Below are 18,102 nucleotides of genomic sequence, written 5' to 3' on the forward strand. Positions count from 1 at the left end.
GTGCCCGGGCTGCTCGGGGTTCCGGTGCTGGTCGGCACGGTCTTGGTGGGGTCCGTTGTGTTGGCCGGAGTCGTCGCTGTGGGGTCCAGGCCGGTAGGCGTAGTGGGTGTCGTCGCGGCGGGTAGTTGCTCATGCGTCAGCTGGTCGCCGGGTTGTTCTTCGGTGCTCGACTCGTCGGGCTTGCCGTTGCCCTCTTTGTCACCTGGGGCGCCGGAATCGGTGGTGTCGGGGCCGTTGCTCGGAGTGGATGAGGTCGGCGCGCCGCCGTTGTCGTCGCCCTGGTAGCCGCCCGGCGGAGGCGGCGGAATGTCCACGGACGCAGTGGGACCCACCGGTGTAGGCAGCACGGGGATCTTGCCGTCCATCTCGCTGAAGGGCTTCACATAGAAGTCTCGCATCGCGGCCCGCGCCGTCTGCTCGGCCTCGGACTGGTCGCGTTGCAGGTCCCAGCGGTGCGGGGGCCACGCCCATGAGGTCCAGGTGACGAAGACGGGGTCGGGGAGCGCTTTTTTCGTATTGGCGATCGCCGTGGCGGCGTCGCGGACCCGGCAGTACAGCTCTTCCAGGGAGTTGGTCAGATTCTGTGCGTCGCTGGTGTATTTGGCGATCGTATTCTTGGATTGCTCCGCTGCTGGACCGGACCAGGCTTGGGCGATCGAATTCTGAATCGAGCGGGCGAAGGTCTCGACGCCCTGTTCCCACTGGTTGCGGGCGCTCCAGTATTTGCTGGCCTGATTTACCGCATCGAGGGTGTCGAGCGGATTGAACGCGTTGTTGATACGTGGGTGCTCCCAGCTGTCGGGCTGCTCGCCGCCGTTCGGGATGCGCGTGTTCTCGTATCCGCTCATCTGCCTGTCCCGTCCGGGAGCAGGGCCGGTCCCACTGGCAGCTGGGCGGGTGGGCGATCGGGAAGTGTGGTGTTCAAGCGGTTGTACTCGGCAGCAAAATCGCTGTCCGCCTGAGTCATTCGATCCCGGACGATCTTATAAGTCTCTTGGATGTCTTCGACGATGCGGTAGTGGTCTTCCATGACGGCGTAAACGCTGTTGTTGTCTCCAGCACCCTTCGCCTTGTTCCTGAACCGGTCGACCAATGTGTACGCAGACACCATGTCGGAATTGTTCTCTCCGAGTCCCCAGTGTGGCTGTCGCGCCACCTCGTCCATCGTTGTCTGGATTCGCCGGATCGTACGTTTGAAGTATTCGCAGTCGCGGTCGATGTAGACGAAGTCCTCTGGAGTCATATGGACCGTCACATTGCCTTCACGTGCTGCTGTGACCAGATTAGCCATTGGCCGAGCTGGTTTGTCGTCACCCATGATTCACCCCTCCCGGTGAGTCCAATTGAGATCAGTTGGTTACGCGTTCGCAGGTATTGTCGGCACGACCTTCTCTGCCAACGTGCGTGCAAGGTCGCAAGTATTGAGGGAGCCGGTATTGCGGTTCGACGCCGGATTGGAGAGGTTGATCTCGAGGCTGCCGCCTTTCATCTCGGCGTTCACAGTGCAAGCCGCCTCCGGATGATCGTCGACCTGCCGTGTCGAGATCGACTGACGGCCACTGATCGTGAACTCGTGGGCATCGCGGAAGCTTTTCTTCCGAACCATGTCCACGCTGATGTTCGTAGACTGGATAGTGGCCGCGTACCCGTCGGTCTGAACCCACATACATCCACGCCATTTCACTCCACCAGCGGCGTCGGAGTCATCGGGTGTCTTGTCGAGCAGTTTTTCGGAGTCCAGCACACTCTTGGGGACGTCGTCACACGGACGGTAGCCGGAAGGCACGTCTGGGGGGAGGCTCCCTGTTGAGGATGCACCGTTCGGCCCGGTCGGTTGGTCGCCGCCGGCGTCGGAACTTGAACACCCAGCCAGCGCCAATGCTGCACTGATAGCGAGAAATACCAGTTGGCGCATATGGGATCTGCTTGTCATGGGATTCCCCCGCCCGTTCCTGTAGTCGACCTCGCCAGGGACCGGACCGGCTCTTCCGCCCCCTGTTTAGCGAATGTCGACGCTACCGGTGGGTTTCCTCGGGTGCAAGCGACCTGACATGCAGGTCAACCGTCACGAAGCCGCCGGGCTGAGTGAGCACCCCGGAACCTCCAGCGAAGGCGGGTCCGGGGGCTGCGGCGGAGGGCTTGGTCAGGACTACGGCAGGTCGAGTTCGCCCCTGGTTAGGCGAGTTGTGAACGAGTCCCACTCGTTCGGGGTGAATACGAGGGCCGGGCCGGTGGGGTTTTTCGAGTCCCGAACACCCACGAAGCCGCTGTCCAGGAACGCGACCTCGACACACTCCTTTTCCGAGCTGCTGTAGCTGCTCTTGAACCATGTGGCATTGGATAGTTTGAGGTTCATTCGGCGTGCTCCTTTGCGATCTTGTGGAGGAGAGCTCGGCTGCGGGCCTCATCAAGTGCCGATCGTTGGATGTCGGCGTACGCCTGCCGATACGCCTGAACCTCCTCGACATTCTCAAGATACAGGTCTCCAGTGAAGCCCTGCATGTATACGATCGGCGGCTCGGTGAGATGTGCGGTTGGGTGTGTGGGGAACTCGAGCATCACGAACGGCCCGACACGCAGGCCCGGGTATGCCTCCGACTCGAGCGGAATCACTCGCACCGAAATATTCGGTCGCTCAACCACTTTCGCAATATGATCAAGCTGATGCGCCATGACTGATGGGCCACCGATCGGTCTGCGAAGAGCCGACTCATCGAGGACCGCATCGAGATGCAGTCGATCCGAGCCGCTGTCCAAGCGGGCCTTTCGGCGAGTGAACACTTCGATACGTCGTTCGACCTCATGCCCTGGCATGGTGGGGTAGTCGACCCAAATCAGTGCTCGCCGGTATTCGTTGGTCTGCAATAGCCCGGGCAGAAGCGTTGTTTGGTAGGAGGAGACGCGACGGGCGGCCGCTTCCAATCCCACAAAGTAGCTGAACCCTTTGGGGATAGCGTCGTCGAAGGAGTACCACCACCCCGTGTGCTTGGTCTCCTCGGTCAGTCTGAGCAGCACGGCGGTCCGTTCCTCCGACGCGCCATACACCTTGCACAACCGCTCGATGAACAGCGGATTCAGCCGGACCGGCTGCCCGGTCTCCATCCGCCACAGGGTCTGTTTTCCCACACCGATCGCCTCGCGGGCGACCTCGGCGCTGACGCCCGAGTTGACCCGCAGCTCGCGCAGCTGTCGGCCCAGCATGCGGCGGGGGAGGGTGGATCCGGTTGGAGTCACGACGAATTCCCTTTCGTAGCCAAACTATTGGCCAGGTATCAAACTGGAACGTTTTGGCGGGGTGCCTTGGAACCTGGGCGATTTTCGCCGGATTCCACAACTGAGAATGTCCCGCCCAGCAATACCCGGTGCTCTACTGAACGCGCCCCGGTCCGAATCGAAGAAGTCCTGAAACCTTAACCGCGACAACGGTTCCAGGTCCAGCGCCGGGCGTTGTCGCTTACCGGACGATGTGAATCGAGGATGGCGAATGGATCATGCGGCATTCGCGGATACGCCTGCCTCCCGCTGCGCCTATTACCGGCGCACCTGTGGGCTACCGGCCGGAATAGACCCGGAGGTCGGCCGGATCGTTGTAAAAGCGGGAGTGGTCGGCGGGATCACGATGCCCGGCGGGTTGGGGCAGCGGGTGCGTGATGACCTGGTCTTCCGTGGGCATCCGCAGGGTCCGGTGGTCGCCCATATCCGTTCTCGGAGATGGACTTTCCTATGCAGACCCGATGTACCCAACGATATGCGGTTGTTCTCGGCCTTGTTCCGGCTCGACGTCTCCATCGTGCCTTTCGGTGGCGAGATCGCGCTGCCTTCGCCCGCCGAAGCGAGCGGCGGGTTCAGGCAGTGGGTGGTGGCGCCGCGCGACACGTTCCGTCCATCCGGCGCGGTGATCGTGGATTGCGTGTTGACCTGCGCAGGCCGGAGGGGCGCGCGGTGAACGATGGTCTGCCGACGAGAAGCCAATTGCTGCACGCCTGCCGAGACGGGAACCCGCTGCCGGATCATCCGGTGCTGCGCCGGGCGCGCGCACTCGCCGCCCTGCACGCACGCAGTCTCGGCGCGGTCCCCGCGGTTGTCGCCGACCTCGAGGAGCAGCGCGCTCACCTGGTCCGGGACATCGACCGTTGGGCCGAGGCGCGGCTGCCACCCGCACACGGTGGCGCCTACCTGCACACCGAATCTCTGGGCGCGGTGATCGACCGCCTCGCCCGGCTCAGCGCCCGCGCGTACGCGGCCTTGGCCGACGACGCGGAATGGGACCTGTGGTTCGCATGGGAGCGCCTGGCGGAGTCGGCCGTCGCCTATGAGGATCTGGTCACCGAACTCGCGACGGGGCGTCGTCGGCTGCCGAACGCGCTCTGAACTTGCCGTTCAACCCGTGGATATTGTGACCGGGTGTGTAGTCGAGATCTGTTGGAGCTCTGGCAACGACGGTGGCCGCTGTGTCCCCCGTTGGCTGATGAGTTGAAGCATGCCTATCCGGATCGGTGGGTGCGGTTCCATAGCCTGCCTGGCTCGAAGCGCTATCCAGGAACTGCTGACGAGTACGGCATCGTCCTCGACCGGTACAACACGGTCCTGGACGAGTTGTTCATCGGACAGGAGGTCTACCTCATCACCTGCGACTGGTCCGACCATGCTGAGCCAGGCGCGCGGCCGGATGACCACGCACGGTGGCATCCCGGTGCCCGCTACTGGACGTCTGTCTGCGAGAACCCCACCGAGACCGACGCTGAGTTGATCTCCTGCACCCACCTGTTCGTCAGCCAGATCCCCTGGCGGCGCGGCGCTGTAGACGAACTTCTGCGTGCCGTCGCCGACGACGCCACCGCAGGAGTCATGATCGCTGGTCTGGGTTTGGAGCGGATTCACCACCCCTACGACGGTGGCGCGGATGTTTTGCTGCCCACTACCGCTGAACGTGACACGCTCGAGCACCGGCACGCGCCTTGGCTTTCCGATCATCCCCGAGGTCTCTGAGCATCGAGAGGTCAAAAACGAGTTGCACCAATAATTTTCGCGCGGGGTGGTCGAATTCCTTTGATTACGGTTGTGGATGACCGATGTACCCAGTCAGGAGCGTGCGCGTGCCCAGTGAAATCGATTCTGCCGTTTTCCCGTATTTGGAGACGGACTTGGACCGCGTCCGCGATGTTATCGGGCCTGTCCGGTTCCGGGGCAGGCCGGAGTTGACCCCGCTCACCGACCAGGGCACGGATACGTCGCGGCGTCTTGTCCGGCCCACGTTGACGTTGCTGTCGTATTACCTGCTCACTGATCCTTCGGTGCCGGCCGACGACCGGGTGGTGCAGGCCGCCGCCGCGGTGGAATTGCTGCATCTGGGTTCGCTCTATCACGATGATGTCATCGATCACGCGTATGAGCGTCGGGGCCGTCCCAGCGCGAATGCCGTGTGGGGTTCGCACATGGCTGTGCTGGGTGGGGACTCGGTGACCATGGAGGGCACACATCTGCTGGTCGAACTCGGCCAGCGCGAAGCTCTGGCGTCGATTGTCGCAAGCAAGCAGATGTGTGCCGGCGTGGTGATGGAGGCTGCCGACCTCTACGAGGTGTCCCGCAGCGAGCAGGCTTATCTGGACTCGATCGACGGTAAGACCGCGGCACTGCTGTCGCTGGCATGCCGGCTCGGCGCCATGCAGGCCGGGCGATCCGAGGATCACGAGGAGGCGTTGGCGCGGTTCGGCCGGCACTTCGGGTTGGCCTACCAGCTCTATGACGACATCCTCGATCTGACCTCGACCGCCGAAGAAATGGGCAAACCCGTCAACGCCGATCTGCCTGAGGGGATCTACACGCTGCCCGTGATCCGCGCGGCCGCCCGCGACCGCGGTCTTGCCCGCTTGCTGCGCAGAGCGATGACGGCCGAGGAAGCCGCCCGTGCCCGTGAGCTCGTCATCGCCTCCGGCGCCGTGCAGGAAGCGCAAAAGGTGGCCGATGAATTCATAGACCAGGCGGTCGGTCAGCTCGCCGGGTTGGCTGTCGACCCGCGCGCGAATCACGCGATAACGGCCTACGCCCAGTCCATACTCGATCGGCGAGTTGCCCGCCCCGCGGTCTCTCCGCAGCGGGCGCAGCCACCCCAAGTCCCCGATGCGCTCCCACCGCATGTCAGGGGATGGTTGAGGAGCTGGATGCTCGACACCGGCCTTGCCACCTCCGCCGCCGAGGCCGACTACCACCGGTGGGCAGGAGTGCTCCATGTCGCGACGCAGGGTTCGCTGCCCCCGGCGGACGCGACGCGTGAACAGACCTTCCACGGTATGGCCGTGCTGGCTTTCATGTGGGATGACCTTTTCGACGATCCGCGGCTGACCGACCCGCAAGCCGTCACCGCTCTGCGGCGGGGCCTGGTGGCCACACTGCGCCAAGATCCAGAGAAACCGTGGAGGAACGGCGCCATCCCGACGGCGTGGGCATCGTTGTGGCCGCGCGTGCGTGCGGGCCGCAGCAACGACTGGCAGGAGCGGTTCCTCGACAGCGTCGAAGAATGGTTCGAAGCCGCTGAACGCGAAGCCCACCATCGCATCAACGGCTACATTCCCTCGGTGGCGGACTACCGGCCGCTGCGGCTGTCGACCGGGGGTCTGGACATCGCTGTCGCCGTGGGCGAGATGTACTTGGATCGAGAACTGCCGCCGAAACTGCGGCGCCACCCCGTGGTCCGCCGTCTCGAGGAAATCGCCTTCATGGTGAACCTCGTGGAGAACGACCTGATGTCACTGGATCAGGACGACGCTGACAACGCCCCCTACAACTTGGTCAGGATGATCCTTCACGAGACCGGGTGCACCCGCCGCGAAGCCATCGAGCAGGTCGAGTGCCAAGTGGTCGAGCAACGCGCCCAGCTCGCCGCGGTGCTCCGCTACCTCCCTGGACTCTTGCGCGTGCTTCCCGGCCTGTCGGGTCAGGGAAAGAAGTACGCGTCGATGTACGAGAGCCTGGCGCACGGGTCGCTGCGAGGGCGGGAGAGCTCTCGGTACAAGCAACCTTTCGCGTCCGCGGCGCCGGACTTGGAACGGTTGCGGCAGGAGATCTACCACCCGGCCGCCGACCCGGCGCATACCGGGGTGTAAGTCCCGCTTTGCCGGCAAAGCGGGTTGTCCCGCGCGATTCACCAATGGGTGGTCGTGCGGGACACCGGTCAACGTCGACAGCCGGAACAGATGAACAACCCGCTGTAGCCACCGCTGCTCGGCTGCGCGGCCGAATCAATCCCGGTGCAGGGTGGCGGCGAGATGATGCTGGAGCGGTTCACCCACTGCCGCCATGCGTAGTGTGTAGTCGATCGTGCCGCCGGACAGGCGGATCGTCCGGCCGAGTGCGGTCACCAATTTCGCGGTGCTGCTGCGGCCGATATTGGTGGAGTCCAATTCCATCTGCACACGGTCGCCATCGATGGTGAGCGAGCCCTCGCAGATTTCGGTGATTCCGGTGGGGTGGGCGAGGATCAATTCGACGCGGTCGGGCCGCGGCCGGCGTAGATAGCCGGTTTCGGCGTGCATCGGGCGCCCGTCGTCGCCGGCGCGGGTCTTCTGCCGGTAGGTGAGAAACGGACGGCCCAGATGACCGAATCGGATTTCCTCGACATAGCCGAATGGCTCAATGGTCGGGTATTCACCCTGTCCTTTGCCGCGCCACGTACCGAGCAGTGGTGCGAGCATGGCGATATCGGGATGCAAAGCTATCGGTGATTGGGTTTCGACCACGGCGAACAGCCTAAACCCGTACCTCACGGGGCGCTCTGTTAGTCCCGAAATTACTTCACGCTAAGGTTAGCGTCGCCTAATCGCCAAGAGTGGTGCGTGGTCGGAAAGGAACAGAAAAGTTGAACGGACGCTGGAATGAGTTGCGCCGCGGGGGTGCACCGCGGTCGCGGGCCAGAAACGGTCTGCTGCGGGTGTCGGTACTGAGCGTGGCGCTGGTCGCCGCCGCTTGCTCGACCTCGAACGCCGACGAAGTGCCCGGCCTCGACGGCAACAAGTACGTCCAAACCAATCTGGCCGCCAACGAAGCCGAGTACAACGCGGAGTTCACCTTCCCCGACATGGTGAACGCCTGGGGTCTGGCCGACCGGCCGAAGGGTGCGGGCGGGCACTTCTGGGTCGGGGCGGGCGGCAAGTCGTTCCAGTTCGTCGGTGACGTCACAAAGTCCTCGGACCCGCATGTGCAGAAGCTTTTCCAGGACCCGCTGAAGATCGTCACGATCCCCGGCGCGGATGCCGACACTTCGGACGCCAGTGCGGGCAAGACCACCGGCGTGGTGTTCAACCCGGCGCCGATCACCTCCGATCTGTTCGTCGTGCACGACCAGCCGGTCGACGTGGACGGCGCACCGCAGCTGCTGAACGGCTCGGCGCGGTTCATCTTCGCCACCGATTCCGGCAAGATCTCGGCGTGGACCGAGCAGGGCCTCGAAGGCCAGATCGTGCGGCGGGACGGCCCGGCCAACCTGGTCTTCGACGGCCAGCCGCAAGGCATGCAGTTCTTCGGCATCGCGCTCGCCCCGTCCGGTGACACGCTGCTCGCGGCCGATTTCGGCGCTGATCCGCAGGTCCGGACGTTCGACAGGAACTGGCAGCTGATCCCGACCGTCGGTTTCGCCAACCCGTTCGCCACCGGCGACGCGATCGACGCGGCCGCGCCGGAGAAGGGTAAGAAGGCCAAGCCAGGCGACCCCGCGCCGTTCAACGTCTCCACCGTCGGCAATCGCGTGTTCGTCTCCTATGCCGCCACCAAGCCCGACGAGAAGGACGCGACCAAGTTCGACGCGGGCGAGGAGGACTCGCTGGACAAGGACCAGGAGAAGGACGCGAACGGCAAACCCGACAAGGGCAAGGTCGCCGAGTTCGACGCCACCGGCAAGCTGGTCCGCATCCTGGACGACGGCAAGCACCTGAACGCGCCGTGGGCGGTGACCCTCGCGCCCCAGGACTTCGGTCCACTCGGCGGCAAACTGCTGGTCGGCAACTTCGGCGGCGCGGGTCACGTGGTGGCCTACGACGACGCCACCGGCAAGTTCGTCGACTACCTGCGTGACGGTGACGGCAAGCCGGTCGCGGTGGAAGGACTGTGGGCGCTGATGTTCGGCAACGGTGAAGGCCTCGGCGACGCCGACTCGCTCTACTTCACCGCGGGCCCGGAGGACGAGAAGGACGGCTTGTTCGGCAAGTTCCGTTCGAAGTAAGCCTGTTCCACATATCGGCCCGCACCCAACGGTGCGGGCCGCTGTGCGTTATCGGCCTCCCGTAGGCGCCGACGGCCGAGGTTCGGTGCGCCGCTCGCGGATTGCCGACGCGACCTCCTCGACGGCGGTGCGGATGGTCGCGCCGTAGCCGTCGTCGCCGAGTGTGTGCAGGCGGGCGCGGGCGGCGTCGATCTCGCGTTGCGCCGCGGTGAAGGAGCTGAGCCTGCGGTAGTCGTCGGCGAGGTTGAGATGCAGCGAGGGGTAGAAGGCGGCGACATGCAGCGATCCGTCGTAGCGGCGGGCGCGGTCGTCGGACAGCTCCGCTGCGGCGTCCAGCGCCCGTACATCCCAGGTGAGCGCCTCGGCCGCGTCGTCGTACAGGTCGGCCAGGTAGTGGGCCAGGGTGCAGCGGTGCAGGGGGTCGCCTTGGGGGCCGAGCGAAGTCCAGAGAGTGAGCAGGGCCTCGCGCGCGTCGTGCGGGCGGCCCTCGTGGCCGAGCGCGACCGCGCGGGTGATGGCGGCCATGGTGTCGTCGGTCTGAGTGGTCACGTGTTCTCCTCTGGAGCGGTGGCGGGCCGGGTGGGCATGGCCAGGGTGGTGAGGTCGCCGTCGGTGGCGGAGCGCAGGACTACCGGCCGGTCGGTGGCGGCGATGTCGAGCATCAGGTCGGGGCCGAGTGCGGTGTGGACAGCGGCAAGTAGCGTGGGGGGGGTCGAACGAGAGGGTGATGGGGGAGCCGGTGACAGAGGCGGGCAGGTGGCTGCTGTCCGACACTGTGATGCCGGTCTGGTCGATCACCAATTGCACTGTCGCTTCGGCCTTTTCGAGCAGTTCCAGCAGCGATTGGCGGGCGACGACTACTCTGGTGCGCACCGGCCCGAGTGCCGACAGCACGGCGCGGTGGTCGGGGAATGGTTCAGCTATGACGGCGGAACGATGTTCGGCGCCGTCCCCAGCCAAAATCAGGGCATGCTCCGTCGGAGTCGCGACGATCTCGTCCGCGTCGCGCAGCCAGGCGGTGACCGCAGCGAGTCCTTTCGGGTCGAGCACGAGTGACCATGTGCCGCCGTGCTGCCGGTGCGGCACCAAGGTGCGGGTCGAGAGCCGGTAGCGGTCGGTCGCGGTGAGCGTCAGCGCGTTGGCGCCTGCCTCGACCAGAACGCCTGCCAGCACCGGGATCTCCCGCGTTCGGGCCGCGGCGGCGCGGACCTGCTCCAGAGCCTCGGCGAGCGCGGTCGCGGAAATCGCCACGTGCGGGTTCATTTCGAGCGACTCTTTGACTGCCTCGACGATCCGCGCGGCCTCGCGTGCACGTTGTGCCAGGTCGTCCACATGGTGGTCGAGTAATTGCCGCGCCACGGCCGGGGCGCCGGACAGAATCCGCGCGATCGTTTCCAGCGGTAGGTCGATCGCGCGCAACTGCCGGATGAGTGCCGCCCGTTCACGCTGGGCCTCGCGGTAGTAGCGGTACCCGGTGATCGGATCGACCCGGGCCGGGATCAGCAGACCGCAGTCGTCGTAGAACCGCAGCGCGCTCGTGGTGAGCCCACTGGCCCGTGCGAGCACGCCGATCGTGATCAACCCTTCGAACTCCGAACTCGTCACCTGGCCATCATGGAGTCTCAACCAGGTCGGAGGTCAACCCGGCGGTGTGGTGTCGCTGGTGAATTCCGACGTCGGCACCAGCCCCTTGATCAATCGTGATCAGGTCCGCGTATTCGTTCAGAGCTGGCTGCGGGGCCGATCGGCCCGTTGGCAGCTCGTAAACTGCGGTGTCCCATCCCGTCCCTTAAAGGACTGTGTAGTCGAGGTTGTGCGCAGCAGCGCCCATTCTTGTGCCCTTGCGAGCGGGCGCGACTCGGGGACGATGGCCACGAGCCCAGCTTCGAGGTCGAGTACTCCGGTGGTGAGGGCGGCCTCCAGCGTGGCTTGCTGGATCTGTAACCGCTCGTCAACAGCGTGTGTGGGATCGGTCATTGTTCTTCACTCGCCTTCAGACGGATTGCGAGATTCCGCCGGGCTCGTCGGAGGCTGGAACGGACAGCCTCCGGGGTTAAGGGGGGCAGGATCGAGGCGATCTCTGTAGGCGTGTAATCGGCGAGGGTCCACGCCATAACTTGCCGTTGCCGGGGCGGCAGCTCTCTGAGGACTCGCAGGATGTCGTGGCGTTGCTCCCACGCTGCTATCTCGAGGTCGTCCCGTATCAAGGCCGAGCGCTCAGCGATGCCAAGATCTGGAGTTTTTTCGATACTCGCAATTCGCCGGACGAGGGCGCGGCCGGCGACCTTGCGCACCCATGCCTGGGGATGCTGGATGTCGGACCAGTTCCGCCATGCCTCGACCATCGCGATCTGCGCAACATCGCTGGCTTCGGGTAATGATGCGCCCTGATACATCAGAAACGCGACGAGTTTACGAGTTTAGGTGTGAAACCGAGGTAGAAGCTCCTGAAGCTCAAATGAGCGCGCAAGGCGAGGGCAGTTAGCCGAGCGGAAGGACGTGACTCAGCTCTGCTGAGGCTGAAGGCAGCGGCGTAGGAAGGTGGTCTGGTCGGTGAGGGCGTGCTCGCGTGTGGCCGGGTCGGTGTAGAAGGTGAAATGCGTGCCGGGGTAGCTGCGTAGCTCCCCGCGCGGGGCCTGCTCCGCCAGCGCCCGGGTCGTCTCGATGGGCGTCTCGTGGTCGTCGGCCGCGACACAGACCAGCAGCGGCATAGTCAGGCGGGCGGCGGCCCGGTCGGGGTGGTAGCGCATCATGCTCAACAACGCCCGTGGAGCGACGCTGTTGCGCCACAAGGAAGTCGCCTCTCCGCCGGTGAGTGTCTGGATGTGCTGCTCGGCCTCGACCGTGGCCGCGACCGCGAGCTCACCCGGTCGGCCGACCATGGGTATGTAGTACGGCCGCAGGCCGAGCTTGCCGCGCAGCGCGTCCCAGCCGATGGCCCCCAGCAGCCGTAACGTCTGCCACGTCGAGCGTCCCTCCACGCGCTTGGGGAACCCGTTGAACGGGATCTGTGCCACCACCGCGACGATGTCCGGGTCGCCGGCGGCGACGGAGATGACGTGGGCCCCGCCGAGCGAGTTGCCCCACAGCATCACGGCGCCGGGGTCGACGTGCTCGTTGTTGCGGGCGAACGCGATGGCGGCCCGCAGGTCCTCCTGCTGGCCGTCGATGCCGGCGAGCTGGCGCGGTTCGCCGGCGCTCTCCCCGAAGCCGCGATAGTCGAACACGAGGGCCGCCATGCCCTCGGCGGCGAACCGCTCGGCGTGCGGGAACAGCCGGTCCATCGTCCCGCTGAACCCATGGCACAGCACGACACAGGGCAACTGCCCGTCCGGCGCGGGTGGCAGGTAGAGGTATCCCGCGCAGGTGGTGCCACCTGACTCGAAGGCTACCTTGATCCGCTCGTTCACGGCTCTCCCATCCTCTAGACTTACCGATGGTAAGCAGGCTAGACGAAAACTAGACCGGCGTTAAGTGGGCGTGCCGACGCATCGAGGAGTCATATGAGCGCAACCCCGCAGCGGATCCTGGCGGCCTCACGCGCACTGTTCGCCGCACGCGGTTACCGCGCCACGTCCATGCAGGCCATCGCGGATCAGGTCGGCATCACCAAAGCGGCGCTCTACTACCACTTCGCGTCCAAGGACGAACTCCTCCGCCATCTCACCCTGCCGCTGCTGGACGAACTGGAGAGCGCACTCGCCGAAGCCGAGGCGGCCAGCGACCCGGAAGCCGTGCGCTGGCGCGCCATCGAGGGCTACATCGACGTCTACCTGCATCATCGGGAAACACTGCTGATGCTGGTCAGAGACATGACACTGCTGGTCCAGGCGCCGGTGGCGGACCGGTTCCGCGCGGCCATGGCCCTGGCCAACGTCCTGGTGTGCGGGCCGAATCGCAGCCTGGCAGAGCGAGTACGCGCCGCGCAGGTCGTCGCAGGGCTGAGCGACCCAGTCGTGCTCTTCATGAACGTGCCCCCCGAACGGCTCAAACGCCTCATCCTCGACGGTGCCAAGGCCCTGCTGACACGTTCCGACCCCACACAGGAGGTCCCCGCTCCCGCCAGCCGGCACACCGAGGTGACCAGCAGCCCACGTCCACGCGGGCGCCCACGAGGGCGCAGCGGGGGCCGACCCGCCGCGTTGACCGAACCGGAGTCCGAGCAGGCACGCGACCTGTACGCGGCCGGGCGTCAGGTGGCGGAGATAGCCGAACGTCTCGGCGTCTCACGCGCCACCGTATACCGCTGTCTCAAAACATAGGACATTGATTTTGAAATCAATTGGCATTTCAAACGTCAGGTGGAGCGGTCTTCAGCCCTGCCGGATCCGCCGCGCTGGAACAAGCGATTGATCAAGCGGGACGCTTGCTGGGCCCAGCCCGCCGCACATGTCGGCAGACCAGCGGGATCCGACGCAGCCGAAATGAACCACACCCACGTGAGACACAGTCTTAGCCGCAAGTTAAATTTCTTCTGAATAGATTGTCCAGCAAGAATTTTCGTGTACGACATGATCGAATAGATTTCGCCGTGCCCAAGTCCTCGCGCACCTGGGACAGTGAGTCGCACTATGGGCGGGGACGACCCATCACCCGAAGGGATCGAACATGAAGACATTCGCCATCGCAGCCGGGATCGTTGCGGCAACCCTCACCGCTCTGGCACCCGTTACCACCGCGGCCACCGACGAGATCGCGATCATCAACGGCCTCGTTTACCAGGACAAGTACGGTGACCTCAACGGATGCATCAAGGTCGGCCCGATGGACATCACCGTGGAGAATTACACCAGCAACCGCACCGCGTACATCTACCAGTCCGACAACTGCACCGGAAACGCCGCGGGCACCGTGGCGCCAGGCGCCAAGGGCGCTGCTTATGGCACCACTGTCGACTTCAAGAAGCTTCCCGGCGGCGGCAGCTTCCAGCAATGAGAAACCAAGGCGCTGACCGCGTCTGATGTACCCGACATAGCGGCCAGCGGGCCCGCGCTTCATGGCAGCGCGGGTCGGCATCCCCTCAAGCGGCGTTGAGGGCTGTGGTGATCTTGCGGGTCATCTCGGCCAGGGTGGGGCTGGGCTCACCGTGGTGGGTCCGGGTGGCTGCGTCGATGGCGACGAGGACGGTGCTGCGGAAGTTGTCGGCTTCGGCCGGATCCTGCTTCTCGAGCAGGCTCATGGTGGCGGTCAGCGCCGGAAGCACGTGATCGGCGAGCTCGGCGACAGTCTTGCCCTTCAGTTCGATGTCCTTGGACTTCGCGGCGAGGACGTGCCCGACCAGGCCGGTCGCGGAGGACAACGCGAGGGAGCCGTTCGTGGCGACCTTGTGCGGCTTGCCGGTGGCATCGGCGGCGGCCATCAGCGACACGGCGCCGTACGCGGCGGTCCGCAGGGTGGCCTGGTCCTGGTTGGTAAGGGTGATCGACATGGTGGTGTTCTCCTTCGAATCTGTTGTGGTGAAGTTCGATTGAACGGATCGTTGGTGGAATAACGTCCTGTTGGTGCCCGGGGTATTCAGATTGCTCTCGGCGAACCCTCCTGGTCGTGGGATGCTGCCGTCTCGCGTACGGCCTCGGCGATGGCGCGGAAGTCCTTGCGCAGGAGGGCGCCGTGGTTGCTGGCGACCTTCGCACTGACGCGGATGTTCGGGTTGCGGGCAGTCACCGCATCGAGGCTGGTGCGGATCCGTTCCTGCTCATCACCGCGGCTTCCGAAGGACATCCCCGAAGCAACCACATACCGCACCGGCACGGTGATGCTGTCCAGCAAGGGACCCAGCTCCCGCTCGCGGGAGAGCCTGCCGAGCTCGATGTTGCTGTTGGCCTGCTGTTCGGCGGTCATCCGCGGGGTCAGCCCGGTCGGGCGCAGCAACGGCATGAACCACCCCAGCCGCTTGAACAGCTTGCGGATCCGCTGCTCCATGGCCTCGTCCAGCCAGTCATACGGGAACGCGCCGTCGACCAGGACCGCGCCCACAGCACGGTCCGGATTCCGGCAGGACCAGTGTGCCGCGACGACTGCCCCGTAGGACCAGCCCACCACCAGCGCCCGGTCCACACCCCTGGCCGCCAGGACGGCATCGACATCCCGGACGGCGGCCTCGAAGGAATAGTCCGCTGAACGCCGCGATTTGCCGCGAGCCCGCTCGTCGTAGGTGATGTGCCGAAATCCGGGACCGAGTTCGGCGATGACCTTCCGCCAGTACCCCTGAGTGGCGAACTGGCCATTGAGGTAGACCACGGGGACGCCGGGACCGCCGGTGTCGGTGACAGCCAGGGCCGTATCGTCGACCGGCACCATGCCGGTCCATTTCGACTTGATCGAGGAAGTGCTGTTCTTCGTCATGACAGCAACTATCAGCGTCCGGCCTGACACCACGCTGACACCACCCTGACACGTCCACTGACAACGGTGCTCCACCTGGTCGCGCCAGGTCAGGGCGTTGCGCGGCCAAGGGGCCGTATCCGGGTGCGGCCGGACTCCAGGAGTAGCGATGAGTTTCGCCGTGGTTTCCGGTCTGAATCTCTGTACCCAGTCCACCGCACGCGAGGAGCGCATCGTGACCGCCAGCTACACCTTCGACATCTTTTCCAGTCTCGACGGCTTCGGCTCTTACGACGGCGGCGACTGGGGCGGCTATTGGGGTAAGCAAGGTCCCGAGCTGCTCGACCGCCGCCTCGCCCTGTACAGCGAGGAGCAGCGAATGATTCTGGGGGCCAACACCTATCGGCTGTTCGCGCAGATGCTGGCCTCGAGCGCCGAGGAGTCCGGGATGCGTGACCCATGGGCGACGCGGATGACGAGCCTGCCTGCGACGGTGGTTTCGACGACATTGGAAGGGCCCCTCGACTGGCCGGACGCGACCGTCGTGCGCGGTGACGCCGTCGATGTCGTCGCCCGGCTGAAGAAGGAGTCCGAGGTTCCGTTGCGCTCGCACGGCAGTCTGTCGATGAACCGGGCGTTGATGGCCGCCGGTCTGGTCGACCGCGTCCAGGTGACGCTCTTCCCGGTGATTACCGGCCAGACCGGGGTGGACCCGATCTTTCGGGGTGCGGCCGACTTCGACCTCGAGCTGATCGAGAGCCGGACACTCGACGGCAACATTCAAGAGCTCATCTACCGGCCCACTCTGCATGGCTGAGTCCGTCGCTCGGTGGGCGGTGATCAACGACCGTGCAGCGGATCACCGCTGCGGACGCGGTTGTGATGGGCGCCCCGACCAGCCTGGGCCTCGGTCGATGCACCCATACGACGGGAACGCACCAGCAGGGACAGGCTCGCCACCGGGCGGTCGTGATGTGGGCGGCGGATGACAGCGACCCCACGGGTCTCGACATCGTCCAAAGCGTTGTGGCCCACGCCGATTACGAATCGAAAAGCTGGGCGGTAGTCAGGGTCGATGTCACCGAGGACACGTTCACCCTCTACGAGGGTGGCACGCGCGGAACTCGCTGTGGCCGATAGCAACGCCCGCACTCCAGGGGTGTCGCGTCCCTGCTCCAGGTCCGCACGCGTCACGCCGTGCCGGTCGAGGGCGGAGACCGGCAGGCACAGCCGCCCGTCGCGCAGGTCCTCGAACAAATCGGTGAGGTTGTCTGTCCGCTGCCCCGCGTCCACGAGCAAGCGGACGGAGGATATGAAGCGTTGCTCCGGGACCAGAAACGGCACAACCCCGAAACCAAGCATGAAAGACGGCAGCGAAACTGTATCTAGGTAACGCTGGAAGTCTGCCTCCTGAGCAAATCCCGCGAACTCCAGGTCGATTCGCGTGCCCGCCAGGTACGCGTCGATCCACGCGCGGGACAGGTTCAGCAGACCGGCGGAGTGCAGATACGCACGCATCAGCGGATGTTCCGAGCTTCCGGTGTCCAGCGCCGTGTTCACATGGTCGGCCCATTCCTCGAGCCGCTGTCTCCGCCCCTCGACAGGGCCGGTGTCGCAGAGGTCATCGGTGTAGCGCGCGAACGCCGACGCCGCGAATATGTGCGGCTGGCCCTCCGGCGGAGCCAACGTCCGCAGTGACACCCAGAGATTGAAATGACTGCGCCGCCAATGCCGCGCCGCAGCCGAAAAGTCGGCACGCGCCGTGTCCCCCCGCACCCCTGCCGCATCCAAACAACGTCGCCACGTCCGCACGAACACGCCCCTAAGATCGACAGTCACACAAGGGATTTCGACTGTACCCCCGCATTCACGCCGGGACTGTGGATTTAAGGTTGTTCCTACCGACGCGATAGGGCCCGATCCTGATCAATCCAGCAAGACCGCGGCACTCCGCGCCCAAGGCTGGCCCGATCCTGATCAATCCAGCAAGACCGCGGCACTCCGCGCCCAAGGCCCGGATAGCCTGAGTTATTTGCTTCAGTGAAACAAATGATATACTTGATTCGTGGAAGCAAATAAGCAGCAGGTGTCGGAGCTGACGCGGATGACCTCTCGCTTCGCCGAGGCGATCCGGCAAGGTACCTCGCGGGCGTTCGACCCGGTGCGGGTCGGGGTGCTCCAGTGCGCGGTGGAGTCCGGGCCGGTGCGGGCCGGTGAGATCGCCGAGCGGCTGGATGCGTTGCCGTCGTCGGTCACCAGGCATGTTCGTGCCCTGGTTGATTCAGGTTTGGCGCAGACCTCGCCGGACCCGGCCGACGGGCGTGCGGTGCTGGTCGAGGCCACCGACGCCGGCCGGGCCGAGCTCCAGCAATTCCTGGAAGTGGGAGACGAGGTATTCGGCGCGGTGATCGCCGACTGGTCCGCCGAGGATGTCGTCACCCTCACCCGGCTGCTCGACCGGTTGATCGAGTCCTGGTCCTCGCTCGGGGTTCGGCACCAGCAGCGGGCGGGCTCGCGTTATCCGAATCGGTTCGGCTGGAGCCGGATCTGACATCGATGGGCAG

General features: G+C 65.1%; 22 protein-coding genes and 1 pseudogene. 9 read left to right on the forward strand and 14 right to left on the reverse strand.

Annotated elements, in window-relative coordinates; all coding sequences use genetic code 11:
• From AB0H00_RS24500 to AB0H00_RS24520, 5 genes are all read right to left on the reverse strand, one after another.
• On the reverse strand, positions 1–848 hold an 848-nt coding region (locus AB0H00_RS24500; RefSeq protein WP_357270349.1), incomplete at its 3' end, for a hypothetical protein.
• On the reverse strand, positions 845–1,318 hold the full coding sequence (locus AB0H00_RS24505) for a hypothetical protein (RefSeq protein WP_357270352.1): 474 nt from the start codon (positions 1,316–1,318) through the stop codon (positions 845–847). The genes AB0H00_RS24505 and AB0H00_RS24500, both read right to left, overlap by 4 nt.
• 39 nt (positions 1,319–1,357) lie before the next feature.
• Complete coding sequence (locus AB0H00_RS24510; protein ID WP_357270355.1) at positions 1,358–1,915, reverse strand: DUF3558 domain-containing protein; 558 nt, start codon at positions 1,913–1,915, stop codon at positions 1,358–1,360.
• 234 nt (positions 1,916–2,149) lie between these two features.
• Positions 2,150–2,356, reverse strand: coding sequence for a DUF397 domain-containing protein (locus tag AB0H00_RS24515; protein ID WP_357270357.1), 207 nt, complete (start codon positions 2,354–2,356; stop codon positions 2,150–2,152).
• Positions 2,353–3,234 (reverse strand): helix-turn-helix transcriptional regulator, encoded by an 882-nt coding sequence (locus tag AB0H00_RS24520; protein ID WP_357270361.1) that lies wholly within the window; start codon positions 3,232–3,234, stop codon positions 2,353–2,355. Before AB0H00_RS24520 ends, AB0H00_RS24515 begins: the two co-directional genes overlap by 4 nt.
• 250 nt (positions 3,235–3,484) lie before the next feature.
• On the opposite strand from AB0H00_RS24520, the gene AB0H00_RS24525 reads away from it, so the two are divergent.
• The 4 genes from AB0H00_RS24525 (at position 3,485) to AB0H00_RS24540 (ending at position 7,103) form a co-directional block, all read left to right on the forward strand.
• Positions 3,485–3,946 carry a DNA-directed RNA polymerase subunit beta gene (locus AB0H00_RS24525; RefSeq protein ID WP_357270364.1) on the forward strand — a complete coding sequence of 154 codons (462 nt, stop codon included), beginning with the start codon at positions 3,485–3,487 and terminating at the stop codon, positions 3,944–3,946.
• Entirely contained in the window at positions 3,943–4,371 is a 429-nt protein-coding gene (locus AB0H00_RS24530) for a DUF4254 domain-containing protein (protein WP_357270367.1), read from the forward strand. Before AB0H00_RS24525 ends, AB0H00_RS24530 begins: the two co-directional genes overlap by 4 nt.
• A 90-nt stretch (positions 4,372–4,461) precedes the next feature.
• Entirely contained in the window at positions 4,462–4,989 is a 528-nt protein-coding gene (locus AB0H00_RS24535; RefSeq protein ID WP_357270370.1) for a hypothetical protein, read from the forward strand.
• 107 nt (positions 4,990–5,096) lie between these two features.
• Positions 5,097–7,103 (forward strand): polyprenyl synthetase family protein, encoded by a 2,007-nt coding sequence (locus tag AB0H00_RS24540; protein ID WP_357270373.1) that lies wholly within the window; start codon positions 5,097–5,099, stop codon positions 7,101–7,103.
• Positions 7,104–7,238: 135 nt separating this feature from the next.
• Here AB0H00_RS24540 and AB0H00_RS24545 read toward each other — a convergent pair whose 3' ends face one another.
• Complete coding sequence (locus AB0H00_RS24545) at positions 7,239–7,736, reverse strand: peroxynitrite isomerase (protein WP_357270376.1); 498 nt, start codon at positions 7,734–7,736, stop codon at positions 7,239–7,241.
• Between the two features lie 200 nt (positions 7,737–7,936).
• Here AB0H00_RS24545 and AB0H00_RS24550 point away from each other — a divergent pair, with 200 nt between their 5' ends.
• A complete protein-coding gene (locus AB0H00_RS24550; protein WP_357270605.1) occupies positions 7,937–9,214 on the forward strand; it encodes a TIGR03118 family protein in 1,278 nt (425 codons plus the stop codon).
• A gap of 48 nt (positions 9,215–9,262) precedes the next feature.
• Here AB0H00_RS24550 and AB0H00_RS24555 read toward each other — a convergent pair whose 3' ends face one another.
• The 5 genes and pseudogenes from AB0H00_RS24555 to AB0H00_RS24575 all read right to left on the reverse strand — a co-directional run bounded on the left by AB0H00_RS24555 (position 9,263) and on the right by AB0H00_RS24575 (position 12,624).
• Positions 9,263–10,819 (reverse strand): MerR family transcriptional regulator, encoded by a 1,557-nt coding sequence (locus AB0H00_RS24555; RefSeq protein WP_357270378.1) that lies wholly within the window; start codon positions 10,817–10,819, stop codon positions 9,263–9,265.
• Between the two features lie 117 nt (positions 10,820–10,936).
• Entirely contained in the window at positions 10,937–11,191 is a 255-nt protein-coding gene (locus AB0H00_RS24560) for a hypothetical protein (RefSeq protein ID WP_357270381.1), read from the reverse strand.
• The gene (locus AB0H00_RS24565; RefSeq protein ID WP_357270607.1) at positions 11,188–11,421 is read right to left on the reverse strand and encodes a sigma factor-like helix-turn-helix DNA-binding protein; all 234 of its coding nucleotides are present in this window, start codon (positions 11,419–11,421) and stop codon (positions 11,188–11,190) included. The genes AB0H00_RS24560 and AB0H00_RS24565 overlap by 4 nt, the downstream gene beginning before the upstream one ends.
• 54 nt (positions 11,422–11,475) lie before the next feature.
• Positions 11,476–11,616: pseudogene (locus AB0H00_RS24570) on the reverse strand (hypothetical protein); the annotation flags it as partial.
• Positions 11,617–11,718: 102 nt separating this feature from the next.
• A complete protein-coding gene (locus AB0H00_RS24575; RefSeq protein ID WP_357270384.1) occupies positions 11,719–12,624 on the reverse strand; it encodes an alpha/beta fold hydrolase in 906 nt (301 codons plus the stop codon).
• A gap of 93 nt (positions 12,625–12,717) precedes the next feature.
• On the opposite strand from AB0H00_RS24575, the gene AB0H00_RS24580 reads away from it, so the two are divergent.
• Together AB0H00_RS24580 and AB0H00_RS24585 are read left to right on the forward strand one after the other, a co-directional pair.
• Complete coding sequence (locus AB0H00_RS24580) at positions 12,718–13,476, forward strand: TetR family transcriptional regulator (RefSeq protein WP_357270387.1); 759 nt, start codon at positions 12,718–12,720, stop codon at positions 13,474–13,476.
• 346 nt (positions 13,477–13,822) lie between these two features.
• Positions 13,823–14,149, forward strand: coding sequence for a hypothetical protein (locus tag AB0H00_RS24585; protein ID WP_357270390.1), 327 nt, complete (start codon positions 13,823–13,825; stop codon positions 14,147–14,149).
• An 85-nt stretch (positions 14,150–14,234) separates the two neighbouring features.
• Here AB0H00_RS24585 and AB0H00_RS24590 read toward each other — a convergent pair whose 3' ends face one another.
• Positions 14,235–14,642, reverse strand: coding sequence for a hypothetical protein (locus AB0H00_RS24590; protein WP_357270393.1), 408 nt, complete (start codon positions 14,640–14,642; stop codon positions 14,235–14,237).
• Positions 14,643–14,728: 86 nt separating this feature from the next.
• Complete coding sequence (locus AB0H00_RS24595) at positions 14,729–15,559, reverse strand: alpha/beta hydrolase (protein ID WP_357270396.1); 831 nt, start codon at positions 15,557–15,559, stop codon at positions 14,729–14,731.
• A gap of 214 nt (positions 15,560–15,773) precedes the next feature.
• On the opposite strand from AB0H00_RS24595, the gene AB0H00_RS24600 reads away from it, so the two are divergent.
• The gene (locus AB0H00_RS24600) at positions 15,774–16,355 is read left to right on the forward strand and encodes a dihydrofolate reductase family protein (RefSeq protein WP_357270610.1); all 582 of its coding nucleotides are present in this window, start codon (positions 15,774–15,776) and stop codon (positions 16,353–16,355) included.
• 23 nt (positions 16,356–16,378) lie between these two features.
• On the opposite strand, the gene AB0H00_RS24605 is transcribed toward AB0H00_RS24600, so the two are convergent.
• Positions 16,379–17,239: a squalene/phytoene synthase family protein gene (locus AB0H00_RS24605; protein WP_357270398.1), complete on the reverse strand. Its 861-nt coding sequence runs from the start codon at positions 17,237–17,239 to the stop codon at positions 16,379–16,381.
• Positions 17,240–17,603: 364 nt separating this feature from the next.
• On the opposite strand from AB0H00_RS24605, the gene AB0H00_RS24610 reads away from it, so the two are divergent.
• On the forward strand, positions 17,604–18,089 hold the full coding sequence (locus AB0H00_RS24610; RefSeq protein ID WP_357270401.1) for a MarR family transcriptional regulator: 486 nt from the start codon (positions 17,604–17,606) through the stop codon (positions 18,087–18,089).
• Positions 18,090–18,102: the final 13 nt, after the last annotated feature.

Source organism: Nocardia sp. NPDC023852, assembly GCF_040639505.1.
GTDB lineage: Bacteria > Actinomycetota > Actinomycetes > Mycobacteriales > Mycobacteriaceae > Nocardia.